We start from the raw sequence: 21,140 nt of genomic DNA on the forward strand, positions 1-21,140 counted from the left end.
ACTATTCAGCTAGATTTTAATCGGTATACTAGAATCTCTTGTATAAAAAGTAGCAATATCAGGAAAGACAATGACTGCACGTATTCAAAAAGGCAAGTTAGCGATTGCTAAAGAACTTTACGATTTCATCGAAAATGAAGCACTACCAGGTTCTGGTTTAGACAGCGAAACATACTGGAAAAACTTTGAACAAGTCGTTGTTGATCTTAGCCCTAAAAATAAAGCACTTTTGGCTAAGCGTGATGACATTCAGGCGAAAATTGATGAATGGCACCGCAATAACACATTTGAATTACAAGCTTACAAAGCTTTCTTGACTGAAATTGGCTACTTGTTACCAGAAGTAGAAGATTTTCAAATCAGCACTGAAAATGTAGACGAAGAGATTGCAGTACTGGCAGGTCCACAGTTGGTGGTACCGGTACGTAATGCACGTTACTGCCTGAACGCTGCAAACGCACGTTGGGGTTCTTTGTACGATGCACTTTATGGTTTCGATGTCATCTCTGAAGAAGATGGCGCGGAAAAAGGCAAAGGCTATAACCCGAAACGTGGTGAAAAAGTTGTCGCATTTGCAAAGAATTTCCTCGACGAAACTTTCCCATTGGCACAAGGTTCGCACGCAGACGCAACTCAATACGCAGTTGAAGCTAATGCACTAGTTGTTACCCTAAAAGACGGTTCAAAAACAACTGTGGCAGATGCCGCTAAATTCGTTGGTTACAATGGCGAAGCTTCAGCACCGACTGAAATCGTACTTAAAAATAATGGCTTGCACGCAATCATCCAGATTGATGCCAATAGTTCGATTGGTCAAACTGACGCAGCAGGCGTAAAAGATGTGGTTCTTGAAGCTGCGGTTACGACCATTCAGGACTTGGAAGACTCGATTGCAGCCGTTGATGCTGAAGAAAAAGTGGAAGGCTACCGTAATTGGTTAGGCCTGATGAAAGGTACTTTAGAAGAGTCTATTGAGAAAAACGGTAAAACTGTTACCCGTAAACTGAATGAAGACCGCACTTTCAAAAATGTAGAAGGTGGTGAAACTAAAGTTCATGGCCGCTCATTGATGTTGCTGCGTAACGTTGGTCATTTAATGACAAACCCGGCGATTCTGGTAGATGGCGCAGAGATCTATGAAGGCATCATGGATGCACTGGTTACGCCATTGTTGTCTTTCGCAGACATCAAAGGTGAAAACACGATCAAGAACTCGCGTCAAGGTTCAATGTATATCGTTAAGCCGAAAATGCATGGTCCTGAAGAAGTGGCATTTGCCGTTGAATTGTTTGAACGTGCAGAACAGGCACTTGGCTTACCTGCAAAAACTTTAAAAATCGGGATTATGGATGAAGAACGCCGTACTTCTGTGAACTTGAAGAACTGTATTGCACAAGCCAAAGATCGTACGATCTTCATCAATACAGGTTTCATGGACCGTACCGGTGATGAAATCCATACCTTTATGGAAGCTGGTCCATTCGTTCGTAAAGGCGAAGTAAAAGGCCAAATCTGGTTCCCGGCTTATGAAAACCGTAACGTGATGATCGGTCTGCAAGCAGGTTTACGTGGCAAAGCACAAATCGGTAAAGGCATGTGGCCAAAGCCAGACATGCTGCTTGACATGTACAAAACCAAAACTGAACATCCTGAAGCGGGTGCGAGCTGTGCATGGGTTCCATCACCTACAGGTGCGGTGATCCACGCGATTCACTATCACCAGATTAATGTTGCAGACCGTCAGCAAGAACTATTGTCGACTCAGCCTTTATCTCTAGATGATTTGTTGACACCGCCATTGGCGAAAGACACTAACTGGTCTGAAGAAGAAAAAACCAAAGAACTCGAAAATAACTGTCAAGGTATCTTGGGTTATGTCGTTCGTTGGGTAGATTTGGGTGTAGGTTGTTCTAAAGTGCCAGACATCAATGATGTCGGTTTAATGGAAGACCGTGCAACTCTACGTATTTCTTCACAACACGTTGCGAACTGGTTGCGTCACGGTATCGTAAGTCGTGAGCAAGTAGAAGAAGTCATGCAACGTATGGCGAAAATTGTGGATGAGCAAAATACCAATGATCCACTGTATACGCCAATGTCTGCTGACTTTGCCAACAATATTGCATTCCAGGCAGCATCTGACCTGATCTTTAAAGGTGGTGAGCAGCCATCAGGTTATACTGAGCCGCTTCTACATGCAGCGCGTTTAAAGTTAAAAGGTTATAAAGGTGATTAATCCTGTCTAGCTTAAAAAGCCTCTTCGGAGGCTTTTTTATTGTCTAATAGTAAGCCGCTGTCGTTCTGACTAGAAATTTTCCAGCCGAACTTTTAAAGTGGGGCAAAGCATGCGAGGAAACAATAAAATGACAACGGTATATCAAAATTTAGACCAGCAGTTTATTCATGGTCAGTGGCAAGCCGGTACTTCAACCAGAACAATAAAAAATATCAACCCCTATACCCAGAGCGAAATTTTTAGCATGGCAGCTGCCAGTTCTGTCGATGTCGACAGTGCTTATACCGCAGCAGAGCAGGCTTTCCAGCAAGGGGGCTTGAAATCCATTGAAGTACGTAAAACAGTGCTGCAAAATTTAATCGCGATCATTCAGCAGCGTCGGGACGAAATCATTGACTGGCTCATTATTGAATCAGGCAGTACGCGCATTAAAGCCGGCGTTGAGGTGGATGCTGCTCTGGGCATCATTCAGGAAAGTCTGGCTTTTCCAGACTGGATCCAAACAGAACAGCTGGAAAGTAAGGATCCGGCACGTAAAAGTATGGTTTTGCGCAAGCCCTTAGGCGTGATTGCTGTCATTAGTCCATGGAACTTTCCATTTCATTTATCCTTACGCTCAGTGGCGACTGCAATTGCCTGTGGTAATACCGTTGTATTGAAGCCGGCCAGTGATACACCAGTGACTGGCGGCACCTTAATCGGTAAATTATTTGAAGAGGCAGGTTTGCCTGCAGGTGCACTGAATATTGTTGCCGGTGCTGGCAGTGAAATCGGGGATTATTTTGTTGAGCATTCAGTGCCGAAAATGATTTCATTTACCGGTTCGACTGAAGTGGGGAAAAGTGTAGGCAGTAAAGCCTTATCCAGTTCCCGAATCAAGCGTCTGGCACTCGAACTGGGTGGCAATGCACCTTTGGTCATTCTGGATGATGCCGATCTTGATCTAGCGGTTGAATTGACGATGATGGGGCGTTTTATGCATCAGGGACAAATTTGCATGAGTACTAACCGGGTCATTGTTGATACCTCTATTCATGATGCTTACGTAGATAAGCTTCTGGATCGGATCAAAATGATTCCGGTGGGTGATCCAAATCTGGAAGATACCGTGATCGGTCCGATCATTAACCAGAGTCAGGTTAAAAAGCATCAACAGATCATTCAAACGGGCAGCGAGCAGGGCGCGCAACTGGTCTATGAAGGAGGCATTGAAGGGAATCTGGTTTCTCCGCATATTTTTATTGATGTTGCGGAAGATTCCGATCTGGCGCAGCAAGAAAGCTTCGGTCCGATTTTACCTATCTTAAAAGCCCGGGATGAAGCACATGCTTTAAACCTAGCCAATGCGACCGAGTTTGGCTTATCCAGTGCAGTATGTACTTCAAACATCGATCGAGGCACTGCTTTTGCCGCACAACTGGATATTGGTATGACGCATATTAATGGCATTAGTGTAGCAGACCAGTCAAATGCACCCTTTGGCGGCGAAAAAAATTCAGGATTGGGTCGTTTTAATGGCCGCTGGATTTTTGAGGAATTTACCCGGACACATTGGTTGACTGTCCCGAATTCATAACAGTCAACGCGCCTAAAACTATAGAAATACGACAGGCTTCGACTTGGCATCACGGTATAATCTGATGGTCGAATGATTTACATATATGAACCATGTGCGCCAACTTTAAGCCTTTAACCTTAGAACAGTTGCATAATCTGGGATTGCCAGAAATTCCTTTTGAATATCCAGAGGAGGTCTATCCCAATTATGCTACACCGCTTTTATTTCATTCCGCTCAAGGACTGGAATGGCGTTCCGTGAATTTTGGACTCATTCCGAAATGGGCAGAAGACAAAACTATAGGCACCAAGACCTATAACGCCAGAAATGAAACCTTACTGCAAAAGCCCACTTTTGCTGAGGCCACTGCCAAATGTCATTTTGGCGTCATTCCGGTATCGGAATTTTATGAGTCCAAATATTTTGACAATAAACCGCAGCGTTGGGGTGTAAGACGTAAAGATGGTCAGGCGACTTTTATTGCAGCTGTGTATGAGATCGCTCGGGTACAAGGGGAAATTGTACGCTCTGCCAGTATGATTACCATGGATGCAATTGACCATCCCATGATGAAGGAGTTTCATGAGCCGGGTAATATCAAACGCTCGGTTATTGTGATTCCACAGCAGCGACTGCAAGAATGGCTAACGCTAAGGCATCCGGATATTCGTAGCTTTGTAGAGGGCTTTCCGGTAGAAGAGTTTGAATGTTCACATGTACCAAAAGAAAAAATCAAAAAAGTCAGTCCACAACTGAACTTTTTTGATTTTTAGAAAGCTCTGGCGAATTATTTATTATTGTAAAGTATGCGCCAATTCGCCAGCGTCTATTTAAAATAAAAAGTAGGTCTCTTAACGAGCTAAATTTTTGAAAATATGACGTAAACTTTCCATGGTTTTTTCAATTTGCAAAGGCGTCAGGCCTTCAAATGACTGTTCCAGTACCACATTTGTCAGATCATTGATCTTATGCGTCATTTGCATGCCTTTGTCGGTCAAAAATACTCGGGTAATCCGTGCGTCATCCTCACATGAATAGGTTTCAACCAGACCTTCGTCTTTTAAGCGGTAGACAATTTTAGTCGTGGTCGACATTTTAGAAACAACCATCTCTGACAAATCAGAAACACTGGCATGCGGTTTGGCTTTTAGTGCAAGAAGGATGCGGCGGCGGGAATTGTCAACACCATACTTTTTTAGTGCATGATCGACATTAACGACGTATTGAGCATGAACCTGAGTTACCCAATAATATGGAAAGTTTTCTAAATTAAATTCTTCCGTACACGGCAAAAATTTTGCATATTTCTTAGTCATGAAATGTTCCTTGTATTTATTTTTCTAGGGCCCTTTCATTTTATGAAAAAGTTTATGCATATTTCAACCTTTATTTTAAAAATGTTAAAGCGCTAACACTTTTTAGTTTTGCTTAACATCCCAAGGAGTTGATCAGTTCTGCATGTGAGCCTTATCTGGCGCGAAGATTGTTCTTTAAAATCGGATGAAAGGCGATAATATTTTGTATAAATTTAATTCCTCATTATGTATTTCGTGAGTAGAAATGTTTTCCAAGACTTTTTATTGTTCTTAAGCAGCCTGTCTGAATAGGTTTTAATGCAAATAATTGTATTTCAATAAATTAATCGATTTAAGAAATATAAGGTGATTGAGTGGTTTTAGTCAATATAGTAAATGATTATTTACAGCTATATTTTTAAGTGATTGTTCTTTCAATAAAAAAATAGTTTATGCTCTAATCTTTAAGTGACCTTAAAAATAATAGCCTAATCAAACTAAATTCTGTTTATTTTTAATTCAATTCGAATACATGATGTAGAAAAAATTAAAATTAATCAGTTTCAGCATCAATCAGTTGGTCATAAAAGTCTCAATAAAATCATGATCATGTAATTTTTTTGTAAATTAATACATTACAAAATACTCAGTTTATGCATAATGGAATAGTCTTAAGTTGCATAGGTTAAATTTTAATGGATCCCTCGCCGTGCGTTGATCTTCCATCTCTATTTCTAGCTTACTCGAACGGGGTCATTCTCTAATGGAATTTTTATTAGATCCCGGAATCTGGGTAGGTTTAATTACTCTTATTATTCTTGAAATTGTTTTAGGTATTGATAACCTAGTCTTCATTGCCATTCTGGCTGAAAAACTTCCTCCTGAACAACGCGATAAAGCACGTGTTATTGGTTTGTCTCTCGCATTATTCATGCGTCTAGGCCTGTTATTTGCCATTGCCTGGTTGGTCACTTTGACACAACCATTGATTACTGTGTTTGACTGGACCTTCTCCGGTCGGGACCTGATCTTGTTATTTGGTGGCTTGTTCCTGGTGTATAAGGCCGTTACTGAGCTGCATGAAAAGATTGAAGGTAAACCTGAAGTCACAGTGTCTACCAATGTGGTATATGCAAGTTTCACTGCTGTTGTTGCACAGATTGTTGTTTTAGATGCTGTTTTCTCTTTAGATTCAGTGATTACCGCCATTGGTATGGTCGACAATATTTATGTCATGATGGCTGCCATGATTGTCGCAATGGGCGTGATGCTACTGGCATCGAAACCATTGACCAATTTTGTGAACCGTCATCCAACCGTGGTGATTCTGTGTTTAAGCTTCCTACTTTTGATTGGTATCAGCCTGATTGCAGAAGGTTTTGGTTTCCATATTCCAAAAGGCTATATCTATTCAGGTATTGGTGTTGCGATCATAATCGAAGCATTCAACCAGTTCGGTCAGCGTAATGCTGCTAAACATGAATCCAAGATTCCTTTGCGTCATCGTACGGCTGACTCGATCCTGAAGTTAATGGGTGGCAAGCTAGAGACGACCGACAGTCAAAATAATCAGGCACAAGAAACCTTTGCAGATGAAGAACGCTATATGATTGGTGGGGTGCTTACCCTTGCAGAGCGTTCAGTCGCTTCGATCATGACGCCGCGCGGTCAGATTTCATGGGTTGATCTGGAAGATAGCCCAGAACAGATCCGTGAAAAAATTCTGTCTGTTCCACACAGTCTGTTCCCGGTATGTCGCGGTAGCCTAGATAAGGTGATTAGCGTAGTACGTGCCAAAGAATTATTGGATGTACTGGAAGAGCCGGAAGAATTAAAAGCACTGATTAAACGTCATCGCCCAATTTATATCTTTGAAAAGATGAAAGTTATTGACGCGATTAATACCTTGCGTACCTCTAAAGGTTCTTTGGTCTTGGTGAGTGACGAGTTTGGTAATGTACAGGGTCTGATTTCACCGCTAGATGTATTTGAAGCAATTGCCGGTGAATTCCCGGATGCAGATGAACAGCTGGATCTGGTGAAAGTGGATGATACGCACTGGATCGCATCGGGCATGTTAGATCTTTATCAGCTTGAGCTTGAGCTTGGCATGATTGATCTGATTGATGAAGATGCTGGCTATATCAGTGTTGCGGGTTTGATTCTGGATAAAACTAACAGTACGGTTGAAGTGGGCACCGAGTTAAATTATCAAGGTGTGCAGTTCAAAGTCACTGAAATTGAAAGCAATCGTATCAAGTCGGTCAGCATTCATTACGTAGGTTAAACAGGTGTTTTAAACACGTTATTTGTTCAAATTCTAAAAGTCAGTTGCTTTAGTGGCAGCTGGCTTTTTTAATGCATGTCTGTTGAATGTGGCTCATTAAAATAATATGAGCCTTCGTTTAAACTGATTTTTATCAGTTTATTCATACTATTAGTCATGTTCCCGATTGAGCTGAATATCCGGATATTGCAGTGAGATTTTGAAGCCGAAAAAGTCAAGTCAGCAATCGAAAATAAGCATGATCAAGCATCAAATATTGATTCATGTAACCTGTTAATCAAAACTTAAAAGTCATATTTAAATACTGACAAAAAATTGAACTACAATTCACATGAACTAGATTTGCATGATGCAAACAGATCTTAAGTAAAATGGAAATCGTTTGTGTGGAAATCATTAGATAAGTTGTATGAAGCCTACTCAGTTCAGAATAAAACTACTCAAAAATGATCTCCGAAAGAGCTAGACAAAACATTTCTAAGGAGATCAATAGAGCAAATGGGCAGGATCAATCTAAATAGGGGCGTTTATCTATTCAGGAGAACAAACACCCTGTGAAGCGACCAGTAAACTAAATGGATTCTGGCAGAATTTTAAAGTTGGCGTATTTTCGGATTGTTTCAGTATTGAGTTGGTGGATTTCATCCAGAAAGGCGACATTAAAACTGCCTAACTGTTGCGCACGTTCAAATGCCAATTGACCGGCAATTGCAAAATGTACATGTGCCGTTAATGCAGCAAGGGCTGGGGACGTTACTGCACTATAGGCAGCAATTAGTGCCCCGAGTGCACATCCCATCGCCGTGATTCGGGGCTGTAAAGCAGAACCGCCTGACACCTGTATCACAGGATAGTCTTTCGAAATAATGTAATCAGATTCACCGGAGATTGCGATGCATTCACAATGATCCAGCAAACTTCGCGCCTGTAAATAAACATCCGCACTGTCTACTGTGCTGTCTACACCCTTGGACTCGATCTGCTTGCCAGCCAAAGCACCAATTTCAGAAGCATTGCCTCGTAAAATCGTAGGCTGGGAATGCATCAACTGATCTACGACGCCAGAACGCCAGCGCAGAACTGTTCCATAACCGACCGGATCAAGCACCCACGGTTTTTGCAATTGATGTGCAGTTTTCGCAGCAAGCTGCATCGCCTGAACCTGCTCTGTCGTCGGTGTACCCAGATTCAGACTGATCGCTGTAGCAGTCTTGGCAAAACTTTCAGCTTCAAACGGATTGTCGATCATGGCCGGAGAAGCATGCGCAGCCAGTACAATATTGGCGACATAGTTGCTGGCCACCGTATTGGTCATGATATGCACCAGGGGCTGCTGTTGCTGAAGTTTCAACCAGGCCTCACAGATCTGATCCAGAAGCGTTTGCTGTAGTGCTTGCGTAGAAGTCGTCATAATGGTCATTTAGAATAAGAGAAAGATTCGTTGTATTCGGTCAGCGGGTAAAATAATGGTCTTGATGCTTGCAGCTACGACAGAACAGGCTGACATAGTCACTGGCATCATAATCCACCGACAGTTCCTGTGAGCCGCAATGCATACAACGTTTTTGGGAATAGAATTTCAGGCGAGGTTCGATCTTGTGCCACGAACGCCACACCGGCTGAAAGAAGATATTTTCATCATAGCCCAAAAACCGATAAAACAGGATTTCGCTCATCTTGCTGAATGCCAGTTGCGGTGGACGCGGCAGGGTAGAGGTTTCCCATTTTTCTGTAACTGAACGTTCGCGGTACTGCTGCAAGGTTTTTTTCAGCAGATTGGTATTAATAAAGTTTTCATTGCGGGGCTTGAGGGCTTTTTGTTTATATAGATATTCCAGCCCGGTCTGCACCAGATAATAAATCTGACCCACAGCCAGTACATCCAAAAGACGATAGCAAAAGGTCTGAAAGCTCTGATTTCCGGCAATTTGCACATTCCAGCTACGGCAATAGAATTGGGCAAACTGAATGATTTCTTCATATAGCAGGCAATAGAGTGCATCTTTGACTTCATCTGCACTTTTAAAGGGCACACCTTGGCTCAGGTTTTGATAAAACCAGTTGCGCAGCTGCTGGGTGATACTGAACAGGGTCGGTTCAGAATAACCATCCAGTCGCACATTAATATAATAATGCTGATTTTCCTGCTGGAGATCTTTGGGAATCAGAACCTGATCCCGGATCAGGCTTTTCACCAGACCATGTTGGAACAGATAATTGGGACTGATGGAATAATATCGAATTTGATGCCAGTCAATATATTCACGGTGTTGGCTATATTCCTGCACCTGTTCATCCAGAATCGCAAGTAAAAACAGTTTATTGATAAAACTGAGCTGATTCAGCTCAAGAACCGGCCGATCCTGCTTTTTATGATATTGACGGTTTTCCTGTAAACGGACTTCCTTGAGCATGCGTTTACGCTGCGCCAGACATTGTTCGCAATAACAATTGTGCTTTTGATCGGAGTAAAGCTGATGCTGGCAATGGCTGCATTCATGATAGCTCAGCTCCTGATCATATTGTTCTGCCTCAATCCAATACATCGATGCCTTACACAATGGGCAGTGAGTACTTTCATCAAGCTGTTTTTGCAGAACACTGAATACCATGGTCGCGAGCAACTCTAGAATGGAAGGGCATTTGATTATACACGGCTGATGAGATGCAAACGTAGTGGACTGGTGCAATTTTTCTAAATCAAAATTAGTCACCCAAACAAGAGAAGAGCTACCGAAGTAGCTCTGATTTTAAAAACATGAAATGACGTTTTTTAAACCGGGCAGGGTAATGTGTCGTCCTCCTCGCCGCGGTGTTTGGCATGAATTAAGGCCTGAACCTTTTTAGAGGGCACTTTTTTGGCACCGAGTGCATCGTAGGTGTTGAGAATGGCAGTCACTTCATGGGCCTGAAGCGGAATGCCTTCACAGCTCATCAACAGGGCAATCACTTTATGGTCAATATTGGCCTGATCCAGGGTCTGCAAAGTTTTGATATTTTCGATCCGTACAACATGCTGTTTTAAATACATGGCTCACCTCATCATCGTTATCATTATTCTTTCATTGGAAGTGTGGAAAAACACGGTTTAACTGTAGCAAGAAGTGTGCTCATTTATTAATCAGAATTTATTCGGTACTCAGCAAATAAAATTATATATTTTTAAATCAGTTATTTATGAAAATGTCAGAAATTATGATCCTGACTATTTTTATGGCACAGATATTTCTTATGTAGAGTCGAGTGCTGCTCAATTAGGCAGAATGCATTGAAAGTGGTGCATGAAATGCCCATATTAGATCTAACAATACAAATGCACAGACAGCGTTTAAAACTTGGCGTATGATTTTGACATGAACAATGTCGAACACGATAAAAGATTAGGACAGGACATGAATATTGCGGCAAACCCGGTGATCGAAGCGGATCAAACCATTTATTTAAAAGACTATCAAAAACCTTCCTTTATTGTTGATTCCATCGACCTGAATATTCAAGTCTATAGTGACCACAGTCTGGTCAGCAGCAAGCTGGAGATGCAGCGCCAAACTGCTGGCGATCTGGTTCTGCTTGGCCGCGATCTAGAGCTGCAATCGATTAAGTTAAATGGTCAAACCCTGAATGCCAGTGACTACCACTTGGATGCTGAACAGCTGGTCATTGCCAATGCACCTGATCAAGTGTTGCTTGAAATTGTGGTTAAAATCCACCCTGAAAGTAATACGATGCTGGAAGGTTTATATCAGGCCAGTTCAGATCTGTTTGTGACCCAAAATGAACCAGAAGGGTTCCGTAAAATTACTTTCTATCCAGACCGTCCTGATGTGTTGTCGGTCTTTACGACGCGTGTCGAAGCAGATAAGAAATATCCGGTTTTGCTTGCAAATGGTAACCTGCTGGAAACAGGTGAAGTCGATGCCAATCGTCATTATGCCATCTGGCAGGATCCGACCAAGAAACCGAGCTATTTGTTCGCCTGTGTCATTGGTGATTTGGCAGTGATGAAAGATTCTTATGTCACATCGGAAGGCCGCAATGTAGCTCTGGAAATCTATGCAGAAGAAAAAGATATTCCAAAATGCAAGATCGCCATGGAAGCGCTCAAACATTCCATGCGCTGGGATGAGGAGCATTATGGTCTGCCTTATGATCTGGATAACTACATGATCGTGGCGACCAGTGCATTCAACATGGGTGCCATGGAAAATAAAGGTCTGAATATCTTCAATACTTCATGTGTGCTGGCCGATGAAGAGTACACCACTGATGCTGCTATCATGCGAGTGCAGTCAGTCATTGCGCATGAATATTTCCATAACTGGACTGGTAACCGGATTACCTGTCGTGACTGGTTCCAGTTGTGTCTGAAAGAAGGCTTGACCGTATTCCGTGATCAGTCTTTCTCGGAAGATTTACAGTCGGCTGCAGTACAGCGTATTGATGATGTGGCAGTTCTGAAAGCACATCAGTTCCCGGAAGATTCAGGCCCATTGTCACATCCACCGCGTCCGGATCATTTTGTAGAAATTAACAACTTCTATACCGCCACCGTTTATGAAAAAGGTGCGGAAATTAACCGCATGATGGCGACCTTGCTTGGCAAGGAAAAATTCCGTCAGGGAACCGATGAATATTTCCGCCGTCATGATGGTCAGGCGGTAACGGTTGAGGATTGGGTGGCTGCACTAACAGCAGGTTCAGGTGTGGATCTTTCAAATTTCCTGACCTGGTATAACCAGCCGGGTACGCCTAAACTTCAAGCAAAAGCTGAATATGATGTAGAGACCCAAATCTATCGCCTCAGCTTTAAGCAAAGCCTGAAAACCCATGCTAAATATCCAAATCTGAAAGCAGTACCCATTCCAGTCGCTTTGGCATTGTTTGATGCTGAAACCGGTGAGCAGCTAACGCTGAACTCTGAGGCACTCTTTGAAAATGGCGTCAAAGATGGCGTGTATCTGTTTGATCAGGATGAAGCCACGATTGAATTTAGCGGTGTGACAGCAAAACCGGTGGTGTCCTTGCTGCGTAATTTCTCTGCACCAGTGAATCTGGACTTTGACTATTCAGAAAAAGAACTGGCTTTCCTGTTGCAATACGAGACCAATGGTTTTAACCAGTGGCAAGCAACTCAGACCTTACTCGAGCGTATCTTGCTGGATGACCAGCCTGCAGAAATTTATATCGAGGCTATGCTCAATACCTTGCCGGATGTGATTGAGAAAGATCCGCTGTTGGCATCACGTCTGTTTGATGTACCGTCGGAAGGTTATTTAGGTAGCCGTATTGATCAGGATTATAATCCGGTTATGATTCAGGAAAAGCGTGAGGCTTTGCTGCATACCTTGGCACGTGCTTTTGGAGAAACAGCGAAAGAAACTTATCTTAATCTGGATCCTGATCTGCAATCTGAATTCTCACAAGCGATGGGTGTGCGTGCTTTAAGAAATATTATGCTGACGATGATGGCTCGTCAGGGAGATGCATTTGCCTTTGATTTAGCCTATGAGCAATATCACACGGGGAATATGTCTGAACGTTTGGGTGCGCTGAAAGTCTTGGTCTGGAATGATGCACCACAAGCAGAAGAAGCTTTGGCAGATTTCTATAGCCGCTTTGAAGATGAAGCCTTGTCTTTAGACCAATGGTTTATGGTTCAGGCAGCACATCCAAAAGCAACGGATGCAACGATTGCGTATCTGACCCAGCATCCGGATTATGATCTGGCTGTGCCTAACCGTATCCGTGCAGTGAGCGGGGGGCTGAATGCTAATCCGGTCAATACCTGGAGCTTTGGCGTGCAGCATTTTATTGGACTGGCAAAATATCTGGACGAGAAAAATCCGATTGTAGGCTCACGTTTGCTACAGGTATTGTCACGCTGGTATACCTTGGCAGAACCGCAACGCAGTGAAGTGAAAGCACAGCTTGAAACCTTAAAGCCACTGGTTAAATCTAAAAATGTGTCTGAGACACTCAATAGTATGCTCAGCGTATAACATCAATATTCATAAAAAACCGGATCGACCTGATCCGGTTTTTTATTTCCTGTTTATTTCAAACGCTGGCTTTAAATACAGTTGAATTTCTCTAAAGGCTTAGGTAAGTACTAAAGGGTGTTACAGTATGATTATATGGAAAAGAGTATTTGTTTATTAAGCTTAAGCTAGGTAAAGGGATCTACAGATTCGCTTACTAGAGGTTGTCCAAGATATGTTAGTGAAAATTGAAGATGGTTTTTATTTAAATAGCCAGCATATTATTGCCGTACATGTCAGCAAGAATCCTGAAAATGGCTTACTTGAAATCTCCATTCAATATACGCCGCATTCCATTCAGCAGGTCGGAGAATACAAAAAAGTATTTCAAAGCCAGCTTGATGCTGAAATTTTCTTAAGTGAGTTAAATCAAAAACTTCGCTAAAAGCCTGCATCATACAGGCTTTGATCAAGCATCTTATTCTCTGACGATAAGTACCGGAATAGAGGAAAGTGCCAGAACATTCTGAGCGACACTGCCCAGCATGAGTTTCTGCAGACCTTTACGACCATGTGAACCCATAATGATCATATCGGTCGGGGATTCATTTGCAGCCTGCATAATGCCTTCTGACGGTGCCATGCCATGCAGGATTTTTGTCGTTACCTGTATACCATCACCAACAAAGTTCAGTTTCAGTTCATTTAAACGATCCAGTGCATTTTGTTCTGCATGCATAAAGTAGTCTGTGACTGCTGGAGCAACTTTGTAAAAATCTACGCCCTTAAAAGGATCCACCGCAATCACGCTGAGTAAAGTGACATGGCTATGAAATACTTTGGCCAGTTCCAGGGCATGATCTGCGGCAGCATAGGAAATCGAGGACTCATCGAGTGCTACGAGAAGATGATCATAGTTATTCATGGTGCTTCCTCATATTTATTATTGCAGTAAAGGGGAGTGTGGTTTGAGCGAGTAAATCTCCACAGCATGTTTTGTTAGACTTTCAAATGTAAAGTAGCAAGTACTGCGCATCTTGAAGATGCGCAGCATCAGGATTATTTTTTCACGATCAGTACGGGAATTTCACTCGCACCCAAAACATCCTGTGCAAAGCTGCCCAGAATCATTTTCTGGAAGCCTTTACGGCCATGAGAACCCATGACGATCAGGTCGGCTTTCACTTCACCCGCGGTTTCAGCAATATGCTCTGCATTGACTAAACCTGTGACAATGCGGGATTGCGCTTCAATACCTTCACCGGCTGCGATGGCAGTGGCTTCTTTCAGGGCCTTTTTGGCATTAGCATGTGCCTCGATAAAATATTCCTTCATGATAGAGGAGCTGTAATAAAAATCAGCCTCGGTAAAAGGATCTTCTGCGATCAGGCTGATCAGGGAAAGCTGACTACCGAATGCCTTGGCAATTTTGGCAGCATGTCGTACTGCAGAAAAGGAAATTTCTGAACCGTCCACTGGGACTAAAATATGTTGATAGGCCATGGCTTTTCTCCGCAGGTTGTCTGATTTTTAGGCTTGGTTTATTGATAGCACAGTGCTGTGGCGGGTGCAATTGCAAAAAAGCGGTAAAATTGAAAAAACTCATTAAATTACAAATATTTTTCATGTAAAAGTGATAAAAAAAACAGAGTAAAAAACTCGGATTTACAGTTTTAATGATCAAAAATAAGAGGATGAATAGTCCTCGTTTACAGCAGGATGGTTTAAACTGCCGTAGCCTGTTTTTAGATCATGTATAGGGGACAGTTTTGAGGTTTTTTGCCATTCATCTTTTGCTCATAGGTTCAGTTATTCTTTCCGGCTGTCAGACCGCACAGAACAGTAAAGTCATTGCCGGTGCTTTTAACCTGACCACAGGCTTGCAGCAAAAAGTGATGGATCGTTATGCGCCTGGTGCGGTTATCGTCCAGCAAAATATTACCTATGCGCCACAGCAGAAATTATCTCTGGATCTGTATCAGCCGCAGAATATTGCCAGTATTGGACCAAGACCGACCATTGTCTGGATTCATGGCGGCGGCTGGATTTCAGGTTCTAAAGAACATGCACGGGGTTATTTCAAGCTGCTGGCGGCACAGGGCTATAATGTGGTATCCGTGCAATATCAGTTTGCGCCACAAGCGACCTATCCAAGCCAGTTACACCAGATCAATCAGGCACTTGAATTTCTCGATACCTATGCAGAAACCTATCAAATCGATGCCCAGAACCTATATCTGGCCGGAGATTCTGCCGGGGCGAATATGGCCAGCCATTACGCCGCTCTTTTGACTAATCCTGTATTTGCCAACCAATCCGGTATTCAGCCTCATCTGCAACCTGCGCAGCTTAAAGGTTTAATCTTGCATTGTGGAATTTATGACTTAGAAGCATTTTCCAGCACAGCACCTGAGGAAATGAAAATTATCGAATGGGGTGTCTTTAACCTGATTCAGGCTTATACCGGCGATCGTAAACATGATGCCGCGTTTTTAAAGCAGATTTCTCCGATTCAGTATATTACGCCGTCTTATCCGCCAGTGTTCATCAGTGGCGGGAACAAGGATTTTCTGACCGATACTCAGGCGCTACCATTTGTAAAAGCTTTGAAGGAACAGCAGATTCCTGTGACTGAAATATTTTATCCAGAGTCTAAGGCCTGGCTTATTCATGAATATCAGTTTTTTATGGGCAAAAAGGAAAGTCAGCAAACTTTTGTCAAAACCCTGGATTTTTTACATCAGCTTTCCCCGTGAAGAGAAAACTGTGCAAAATGAATCTCTCAAGATTGATCGTGTCAGATCGTCCCGACAGCAATCATTGAAAAATAGTTTGGAGTTTGAAAAATGAATCCTGTGTCATGGGCATATTTGTTGTTGGCGTTGGCTATTATTGCCGAAGTGACTGGATCAACATTTTTGGTGAAATCAGAAGGCTTTACCCGATTATGGCCATCTCTGGCAGTAGTCATTTTATTCTGTATTGCGTTTTATTTGCTGTCTCAGGTCATTAAAGTAATTCCTTTAGGCATTGCCTATGCGATCTGGGCGGGAGTAGGCATTGTTCTTACGGCAATCGTAGGCTATGTAATCTTCAAGCAGGCGCTTGATCTACCAGCTTTTATCGGGATTGCACTGATCATTTCCGGTGTGGTGGTGATTAACCTGTTTTCCCAGACTGCAGGACATTAAAAAGGCAGCAAAAGTAACTGCCTTGTTTCTACAATAAGCTTATGCCACTTGCGGTTTAAGCTTAAACAGCAAATAAACCATCAAACCAAGTAGCAGTCCCCAAAAAGCGGAGCCAATACCAAAAAACTGGATATTAGATGCGCTAAACAGGAATGTCATCAGTGCTGCTTCACGGTCATGACTGTCCTGAAAAGCCAGCGCGATATTGTGGCCAATGGTGCCAAACAGGGCAATGCCTGCCAATACTGTAATCAGAATCCCCGGAAAAGCCATCAATAGACTGGTCAAGGTCGCAGCAAAAAAACCCATCAGGATATAAAACAGGCCGCAGCTCATACCGGCAATATAACGTTTGGCCGGATCAGGATGCGCTTGAGCATCCAGACTGACCGCCGCACTGATTGCGGCAAGATTGACACTAAAACAGCCAAATGGCGCCAACATCGTCTGTGTAATACCCGTCCAGCCTAGAATAGTATTTACTTTCGGCGGATAACCATAACTTTTAATCACGGCCAAGCCGGGCAAGTATTGCGATGCCAGATTAATCACCATCAAAGGCAAGGCTAATCCTAAAACAGCCTGCAGGCTAAATTCAGGTGTAATCCATACCGGCTGGGCAATGTTCCAGTTCAGCTGTGGAATAGTAAAATTAATAAAGAACGGACAGAGGGCAATAGCCATCAAGACGGTAATCACGATGCTATAACGCGTACTCAGTTTTTTAGAAACCAGATAAATCGCCAGTACACAAAGCACAAATTCCCATGACTGTTGAAGACTACCAAAGACCGAGATGCCAAATTTTAATAGCACGCCTGCCAGCATAGCACTGGTCAAACTTTGTGGAATAAACTGGAAAATTCGCTCGAAAATTCCAAAAAATCCCAGACAGGCAATAAGAACTCCAGAAATCAGAAAAGCCCCGATTGCTTCACCCAGACTATAATGACCGGCAGAAGCAATGACCAGCGCCAGACCGGCAGTCGACCAGGCAGTCGAAATTGGATAGCGATATTTCCAGGAAAGCAAAAATCCAGAAACTCCAATACCTATACCCAGTGCCCATAACCAGGAGCTAATTTGTGCCTGATTAGCACCTAGGCTTTGAGCGGCTTCAATGACCAGTACGGCGGAAACACTAATACCAATCATGCAGGTAATAAAACCGGCCATGATGGCAGGAAAGGAGAGATCTTGTAAAAGTTTTGGCATCATCCATGACACTATTTTTAAATGCGTTTAAATCATACGCTTTTCACGTATCAACACAATGTTTTTAACAATTTTATCCAGAGATCTACTGGCTTGAAGCCGGTCACTACTAGAAAGTTGAAGTCGCCAGTTTAAGCCCAAAACCACAAAATAGAATCCCGACCGCTGCGACACAGCTGGCAGTCACTTTATAATTTTGGTTGAAATAGGACGCCAGTTTTACACCAGAAAAAATCAGGATTGAAAGATAGGTCATACTGATCAATTGCAAGATCACAGCCAGAAGCGTGAACGTCAGGGCAGGATAAGGATAGGCAGGATCGACAAACTGAACAAAAAATGACAGGTAAAACAGAATTGCTTTAGGATTTAAGATGCTAATGGTAAGTGCGGTACGAAAGGGCTGAATTGATTCAGTCGTATTGGAAGATGTTTTTTTAATCTGGACGCGTTGTGCGGACTTTACCGGAAAGAAAGTCTGATAGGCTGCGATGATCAGTTTGATACCCAAGTAACTGAGATAGATCGCCCCGATAATTTTCAGGGCAATAAACAGTACCGGAAAGGCATGTAGGAGCGAGGCCGCACCCAGTGCTGTACATATAATCAAGATCAGATCACCGGTATAAACCCCCAAGGCACCCATATAACCTGTTTTAATGCCAAAACGGGAGGCAATTGACATGACATACAGGGAGTTCGGCCCAGGCAGTAACACAATCAACGTTGTTCCAATGATAAAGGTCGTTAGATCTGTGATACCAAACACGAAAAACTCGCATGAACAAAAAAGCCGATGTGGCATTATAGCAACATCGGCCTGGAGAAATTTGCTAAATTTTCTTTAAATTTCAGTCGTACTCAGGAAAGTTTCACGTAATAAAGCAGCCAGTTGTTCACGGGCTTTAATGAAGCCCTCAATGCCACCTTGCAATAATTCACTGGCCATCGGATCCTGTTTCAATTGTGCATCAAAATCGGCATGGCTGATTGGACTGAGTTCACCTTGAACTTGAATATCTTTGGCTGAGAGTTGCGCCTGCACTTCACGTTGATCATTTTCTAGTTCGGCCAATAAATTTGGTGCTACCGTGAGCAGATCACAGCCGCTTAAACCCAGTACCTGATCAATACTGCGGAAGCTGGCACCCATGATTTCAGTCTGAATACCATGCGCTTTATAAAATTCATAAATACGCTTAACCGAAAGTACACCCGGATCTTTTTCAATCGGGTAAGACTCAACGCCTTCAGCTTTTTTGTACCAGTCCAGAATACGGCCGACAAAAGGCGAGATTAATGTTACTTTGCCATCAGCACAGGCATGGGCCTGATGCTGACCAAACAATAAAGTCAGATTGGTATGAATGCCTTGTTCTTCCAGTGCTTTCGCTGCCTGAATGCCTTCCCAGGTAGACGCGATCTTGATCAGAATGCGGTCTGAGTCAATTCCATATTGCGCATAAAGTGCCAGTAACTCTTTGGCTTTGGCAATGGTAGCTTCAGTATTAAAGGACAGCGAAGCATCGACTTCCGTTGAAACACGACCTTCAATCAGTTTTAAGATTTCTACACCAAATTTGACCGTTAAAATATCAATAGTCCGTTCAATCAGAGCGTCATCTGCATAGCCTTCTTGCTGGGCTTGCTGAAAAGCAGCTTCAATCAAGGCCTGATTTTCAGGTTGTTTTGCTGCTGCAGTAATCAGCGATGGATTGGTGGTTGCATCAAGCGGACGAAATTTTTCAATGGCACTCAAATCACTGCTGTCTGCCACAATGATCGTCAAGTTTTTTAATTGGTTTAATGCAGTTAATGTCATTACGATCTAGTTCTATGGTTATTGCTTATGCTTTCTTATATATCATAAATGGCCGGTTTACCAAGTAGACTGTCGTTGAATTTCTGTGATTAATGCCCGGTTTTACGTTGTTTGCGCAAGTGATTAATCAAAAAATGAGCAGCTGTGCCTAATCGGGTTTCTCTGCTCCAGACCAGATCAACAAAATATTCAAACTTTGGGGTGAAATCGAGCAGATTGAGAACCTGTAACTGATCTTTCAAATGTGGCTGCTCATTCAGCATTTCGAGTGGCAGAACCCCCCAGCCCAGTCCTTGCTGAATCATGCTGCAAGCCGAGTGATGGTTATCGGTGCGCCAGTAATTTCGTGAAAAGAGTAGTTCCGGCTTGATGGTGCGATCCCGACTGGCCACCACAATCTGCCTATTTTGCAAAATCTGTTCATAACTGACTTGATCGAACTGACTTAGGGGATGCTGTTTGGCGACTACAGCCACCAGTACCTCACGTTTCAATTCCACAAACTGTTCCCGTGTTTCCAGTTGTTCGCGTTCAAACATCAAGGCTAGCTGCGCTGAACCTTCAAACAGCATACGATGTGCATCTTCCTGAGGTGCACTGAATACATTGACTTGCAGTGCAGGAAATTCCTGTTCTAGCAACACAATATAATCGGTCCAGCGCGTATGCAGCAATTCTGAGACCACCACAATATTCAGTTCAGATTCTAGGCCTGAACTTAGGGCTTGAGCATGCTGTTTCCACTGATTCATTTCGACCAGAAGTTGCTGGGTTTTTTCATACAATACCTGCGCCTGTGCGGTCGGTTTTGGTTCACGACCTATACGCTGAAACAGTTCTAGATTCAGGTCAATTTCCAGATTGGCAATGGCCATGCTGACTGCGGAAGGTACTTTACCTAGTTGACGGGCAGCCGCAGAGAAAGAACCGGTTTCCATCACAGTTTTAAACATCAGTAGCTGTTCTTGATTAACATTCATAATTTTATCTTTCATTTTTATTGATAGATTCTAACTCGAATAGTCAGATTTAAAGAAATAAAATTCTTGCATCATGTAATGAATTGAGCTGATTTGATATGTTAATTTCCAAAAGAAGGTTGATTCATGCCGCTTTATATGAAGGCATTTTACTGGTCGTGATCGCTGTCCTGCTAAGTACTTTGATGCATATGCCGCTTGAGGTCACAGGTATGCTAGGAATTGCCATGGCTCTGACCTCAGTACTCTGGAACATGTTGTTCAATCACTATTTTGAAAAGTTTGAAGCCAGACATCATTTGAAAAGAACCATTAAAGTGCGAATTGCTCATGCAATTGGCTTTGAAGGCGGTTTGATGCTGGCGACCATTCCGATGGTGGCTTATGCCTTACACATGAGTCTGGCTCAGGCCTTTTTGCTGGACTTAGCTCTAACCCTTTGTATTCTCGTATATACCTTTATTTTTCAGTGGGTTTATGATCATCTAGAAGCCAGACTGGGGCTACAGCCGGATTATCGGAAAATCTCATCATAAAATACGCCATAAAAAATACCACACAGTTCAGACTCCCTTTTC

The 21,140-nt window shown here is 42.8% G+C and carries 19 protein-coding genes; 9 read left to right on the plus strand and 10 right to left on the minus strand.

What is annotated here, in order from left to right; all coding sequences use genetic code 11:
* Window positions 1-70 precede the first annotated feature (70 nt).
* The 3 genes from J7649_RS02125 to J7649_RS02135 all read left to right on the plus strand — a co-directional run bounded on the left by J7649_RS02125 (window position 71) and on the right by J7649_RS02135 (window position 4,567).
* Window positions 71-2,236: a malate synthase G gene (locus J7649_RS02125; protein ID WP_219309129.1), complete on the plus strand. Its 2,166-nt coding sequence runs from the start codon at window positions 71-73 to the stop codon at window positions 2,234-2,236.
* A gap of 127 nt (window positions 2,237-2,363) precedes the next feature.
* A complete protein-coding gene (locus J7649_RS02130) occupies window positions 2,364-3,812 on the plus strand; it encodes an aldehyde dehydrogenase family protein (RefSeq protein WP_219309138.1) in 1,449 nt (482 codons plus the stop codon).
* Between the two features lie 92 nt (window positions 3,813-3,904).
* Window positions 3,905-4,567 carry an SOS response-associated peptidase family protein gene (locus J7649_RS02135; RefSeq protein WP_071850115.1) on the plus strand — a complete coding sequence of 221 codons (663 nt, stop codon included), beginning with the start codon at window positions 3,905-3,907 and terminating at the stop codon, window positions 4,565-4,567.
* Between the two features lie 78 nt (window positions 4,568-4,645).
* On the opposite strand, the gene J7649_RS02140 is transcribed toward J7649_RS02135, so the two are convergent.
* Window positions 4,646-5,110 carry a MarR family winged helix-turn-helix transcriptional regulator gene (locus J7649_RS02140; RefSeq protein ID WP_004278843.1) on the minus strand — a complete coding sequence of 155 codons (465 nt, stop codon included), beginning with the start codon at window positions 5,108-5,110 and terminating at the stop codon, window positions 4,646-4,648.
* 742 nt (window positions 5,111-5,852) lie between these two features.
* Here J7649_RS02140 and J7649_RS02145 point away from each other — a divergent pair.
* The gene (locus tag J7649_RS02145) at window positions 5,853-7,376 is read left to right on the plus strand and encodes a TerC family protein (protein WP_195725866.1); all 1,524 of its coding nucleotides are present in this window, start codon (window positions 5,853-5,855) and stop codon (window positions 7,374-7,376) included.
* Window positions 7,377-7,947: 571 nt separating this feature from the next.
* Here the strand turns inward: J7649_RS02145 and thiM are convergent.
* The 3 genes from thiM to J7649_RS02160 form a co-directional block, all read right to left on the minus strand.
* Complete coding sequence (gene thiM, locus J7649_RS02150; RefSeq protein WP_005106587.1) at window positions 7,948-8,796, minus strand: hydroxyethylthiazole kinase; 849 nt, start codon at window positions 8,794-8,796, stop codon at window positions 7,948-7,950.
* Window positions 8,797-8,827: 31 nt separating this feature from the next.
* Complete coding sequence (locus J7649_RS02155) at window positions 8,828-9,988, minus strand: hypothetical protein (RefSeq protein ID WP_005106588.1); 1,161 nt, start codon at window positions 9,986-9,988, stop codon at window positions 8,828-8,830.
* A gap of 161 nt (window positions 9,989-10,149) precedes the next feature.
* Window positions 10,150-10,407, minus strand: a complete 258-nt coding sequence (locus J7649_RS02160) for a hypothetical protein (protein ID WP_004278839.1) — start codon at window positions 10,405-10,407, stop codon at window positions 10,150-10,152.
* 361 nt (window positions 10,408-10,768) lie between these two features.
* Here J7649_RS02160 and pepN point away from each other — a divergent pair, with 361 nt between their 5' ends.
* Together pepN and J7649_RS02170 are read left to right on the plus strand one after the other, a co-directional pair.
* Window positions 10,769-13,375: an aminopeptidase N gene (gene pepN, locus J7649_RS02165; RefSeq protein ID WP_219309140.1), complete on the plus strand. Its 2,607-nt coding sequence runs from the start codon at window positions 10,769-10,771 to the stop codon at window positions 13,373-13,375.
* 214 nt (window positions 13,376-13,589) lie between these two features.
* Window positions 13,590-13,799 carry a hypothetical protein gene (locus J7649_RS02170; RefSeq protein ID WP_004278836.1) on the plus strand — a complete coding sequence of 70 codons (210 nt, stop codon included), beginning with the start codon at window positions 13,590-13,592 and terminating at the stop codon, window positions 13,797-13,799.
* Between the two features lie 33 nt (window positions 13,800-13,832).
* Here the strand turns inward: J7649_RS02170 and J7649_RS02175 are convergent, their stop codons facing one another.
* Both J7649_RS02175 and J7649_RS02180 read right to left on the minus strand, forming a co-directional pair.
* The gene (locus tag J7649_RS02175) at window positions 13,833-14,279 is read right to left on the minus strand and encodes a universal stress protein (protein ID WP_219309142.1); all 447 of its coding nucleotides are present in this window, start codon (window positions 14,277-14,279) and stop codon (window positions 13,833-13,835) included.
* Between the two features lie 134 nt (window positions 14,280-14,413).
* The gene (locus J7649_RS02180) at window positions 14,414-14,857 is read right to left on the minus strand and encodes a universal stress protein (protein WP_004278834.1); all 444 of its coding nucleotides are present in this window, start codon (window positions 14,855-14,857) and stop codon (window positions 14,414-14,416) included.
* A gap of 266 nt (window positions 14,858-15,123) precedes the next feature.
* Between J7649_RS02180 and J7649_RS02185 the strand changes: the two genes are divergently transcribed.
* Complete coding sequence (locus J7649_RS02185; protein WP_219309144.1) at window positions 15,124-16,110, plus strand: alpha/beta hydrolase; 987 nt, start codon at window positions 15,124-15,126, stop codon at window positions 16,108-16,110.
* 90 nt (window positions 16,111-16,200) lie between these two features.
* Entirely contained in the window at window positions 16,201-16,545 is a 345-nt protein-coding gene (locus J7649_RS02190; protein ID WP_004645439.1) for an SMR family transporter, read from the plus strand.
* Between the two features lie 39 nt (window positions 16,546-16,584).
* Here J7649_RS02190 and J7649_RS02195 read toward each other — a convergent pair whose 3' ends face one another.
* The 4 genes from J7649_RS02195 to aceR form a co-directional block, all read right to left on the minus strand.
* Window positions 16,585-17,760 carry a benzoate/H(+) symporter BenE family transporter gene (locus J7649_RS02195; RefSeq protein ID WP_219310038.1) on the minus strand — a complete coding sequence of 392 codons (1,176 nt, stop codon included), beginning with the start codon at window positions 17,758-17,760 and terminating at the stop codon, window positions 16,585-16,587.
* A 109-nt stretch (window positions 17,761-17,869) separates the two neighbouring features.
* Window positions 17,870-18,529, minus strand: coding sequence for a leucine efflux protein LeuE (gene leuE, locus J7649_RS02200; protein WP_219309146.1), 660 nt, complete (start codon window positions 18,527-18,529; stop codon window positions 17,870-17,872).
* 75 nt (window positions 18,530-18,604) lie between these two features.
* Window positions 18,605-19,582 (minus strand): transaldolase, encoded by a 978-nt coding sequence (gene tal / locus J7649_RS02205; protein WP_219309148.1) that lies wholly within the window; start codon window positions 19,580-19,582, stop codon window positions 18,605-18,607.
* An 89-nt stretch (window positions 19,583-19,671) separates the two neighbouring features.
* Entirely contained in the window at window positions 19,672-20,562 is an 891-nt protein-coding gene (aceR, locus tag J7649_RS02210) for an HTH-type transcriptional regulator AceR (protein WP_219309150.1), read from the minus strand.
* Between the two features lie 98 nt (window positions 20,563-20,660).
* Between aceR and aceI the strand changes: the two genes are divergently transcribed.
* Window positions 20,661-21,098 (plus strand): chlorhexidine efflux PACE transporter AceI, encoded by a 438-nt coding sequence (gene aceI, locus J7649_RS02215; protein ID WP_180086906.1) that lies wholly within the window; start codon window positions 20,661-20,663, stop codon window positions 21,096-21,098.
* The last annotated feature ends 42 nt before the right edge of the window (window positions 21,099-21,140 follow it).

The sequence above is a fragment of the Acinetobacter lwoffii genome (assembly GCF_019343495.1).
Classification (GTDB): Bacteria; Pseudomonadota; Gammaproteobacteria; order Pseudomonadales; family Moraxellaceae; genus Acinetobacter; species Acinetobacter lwoffii_P.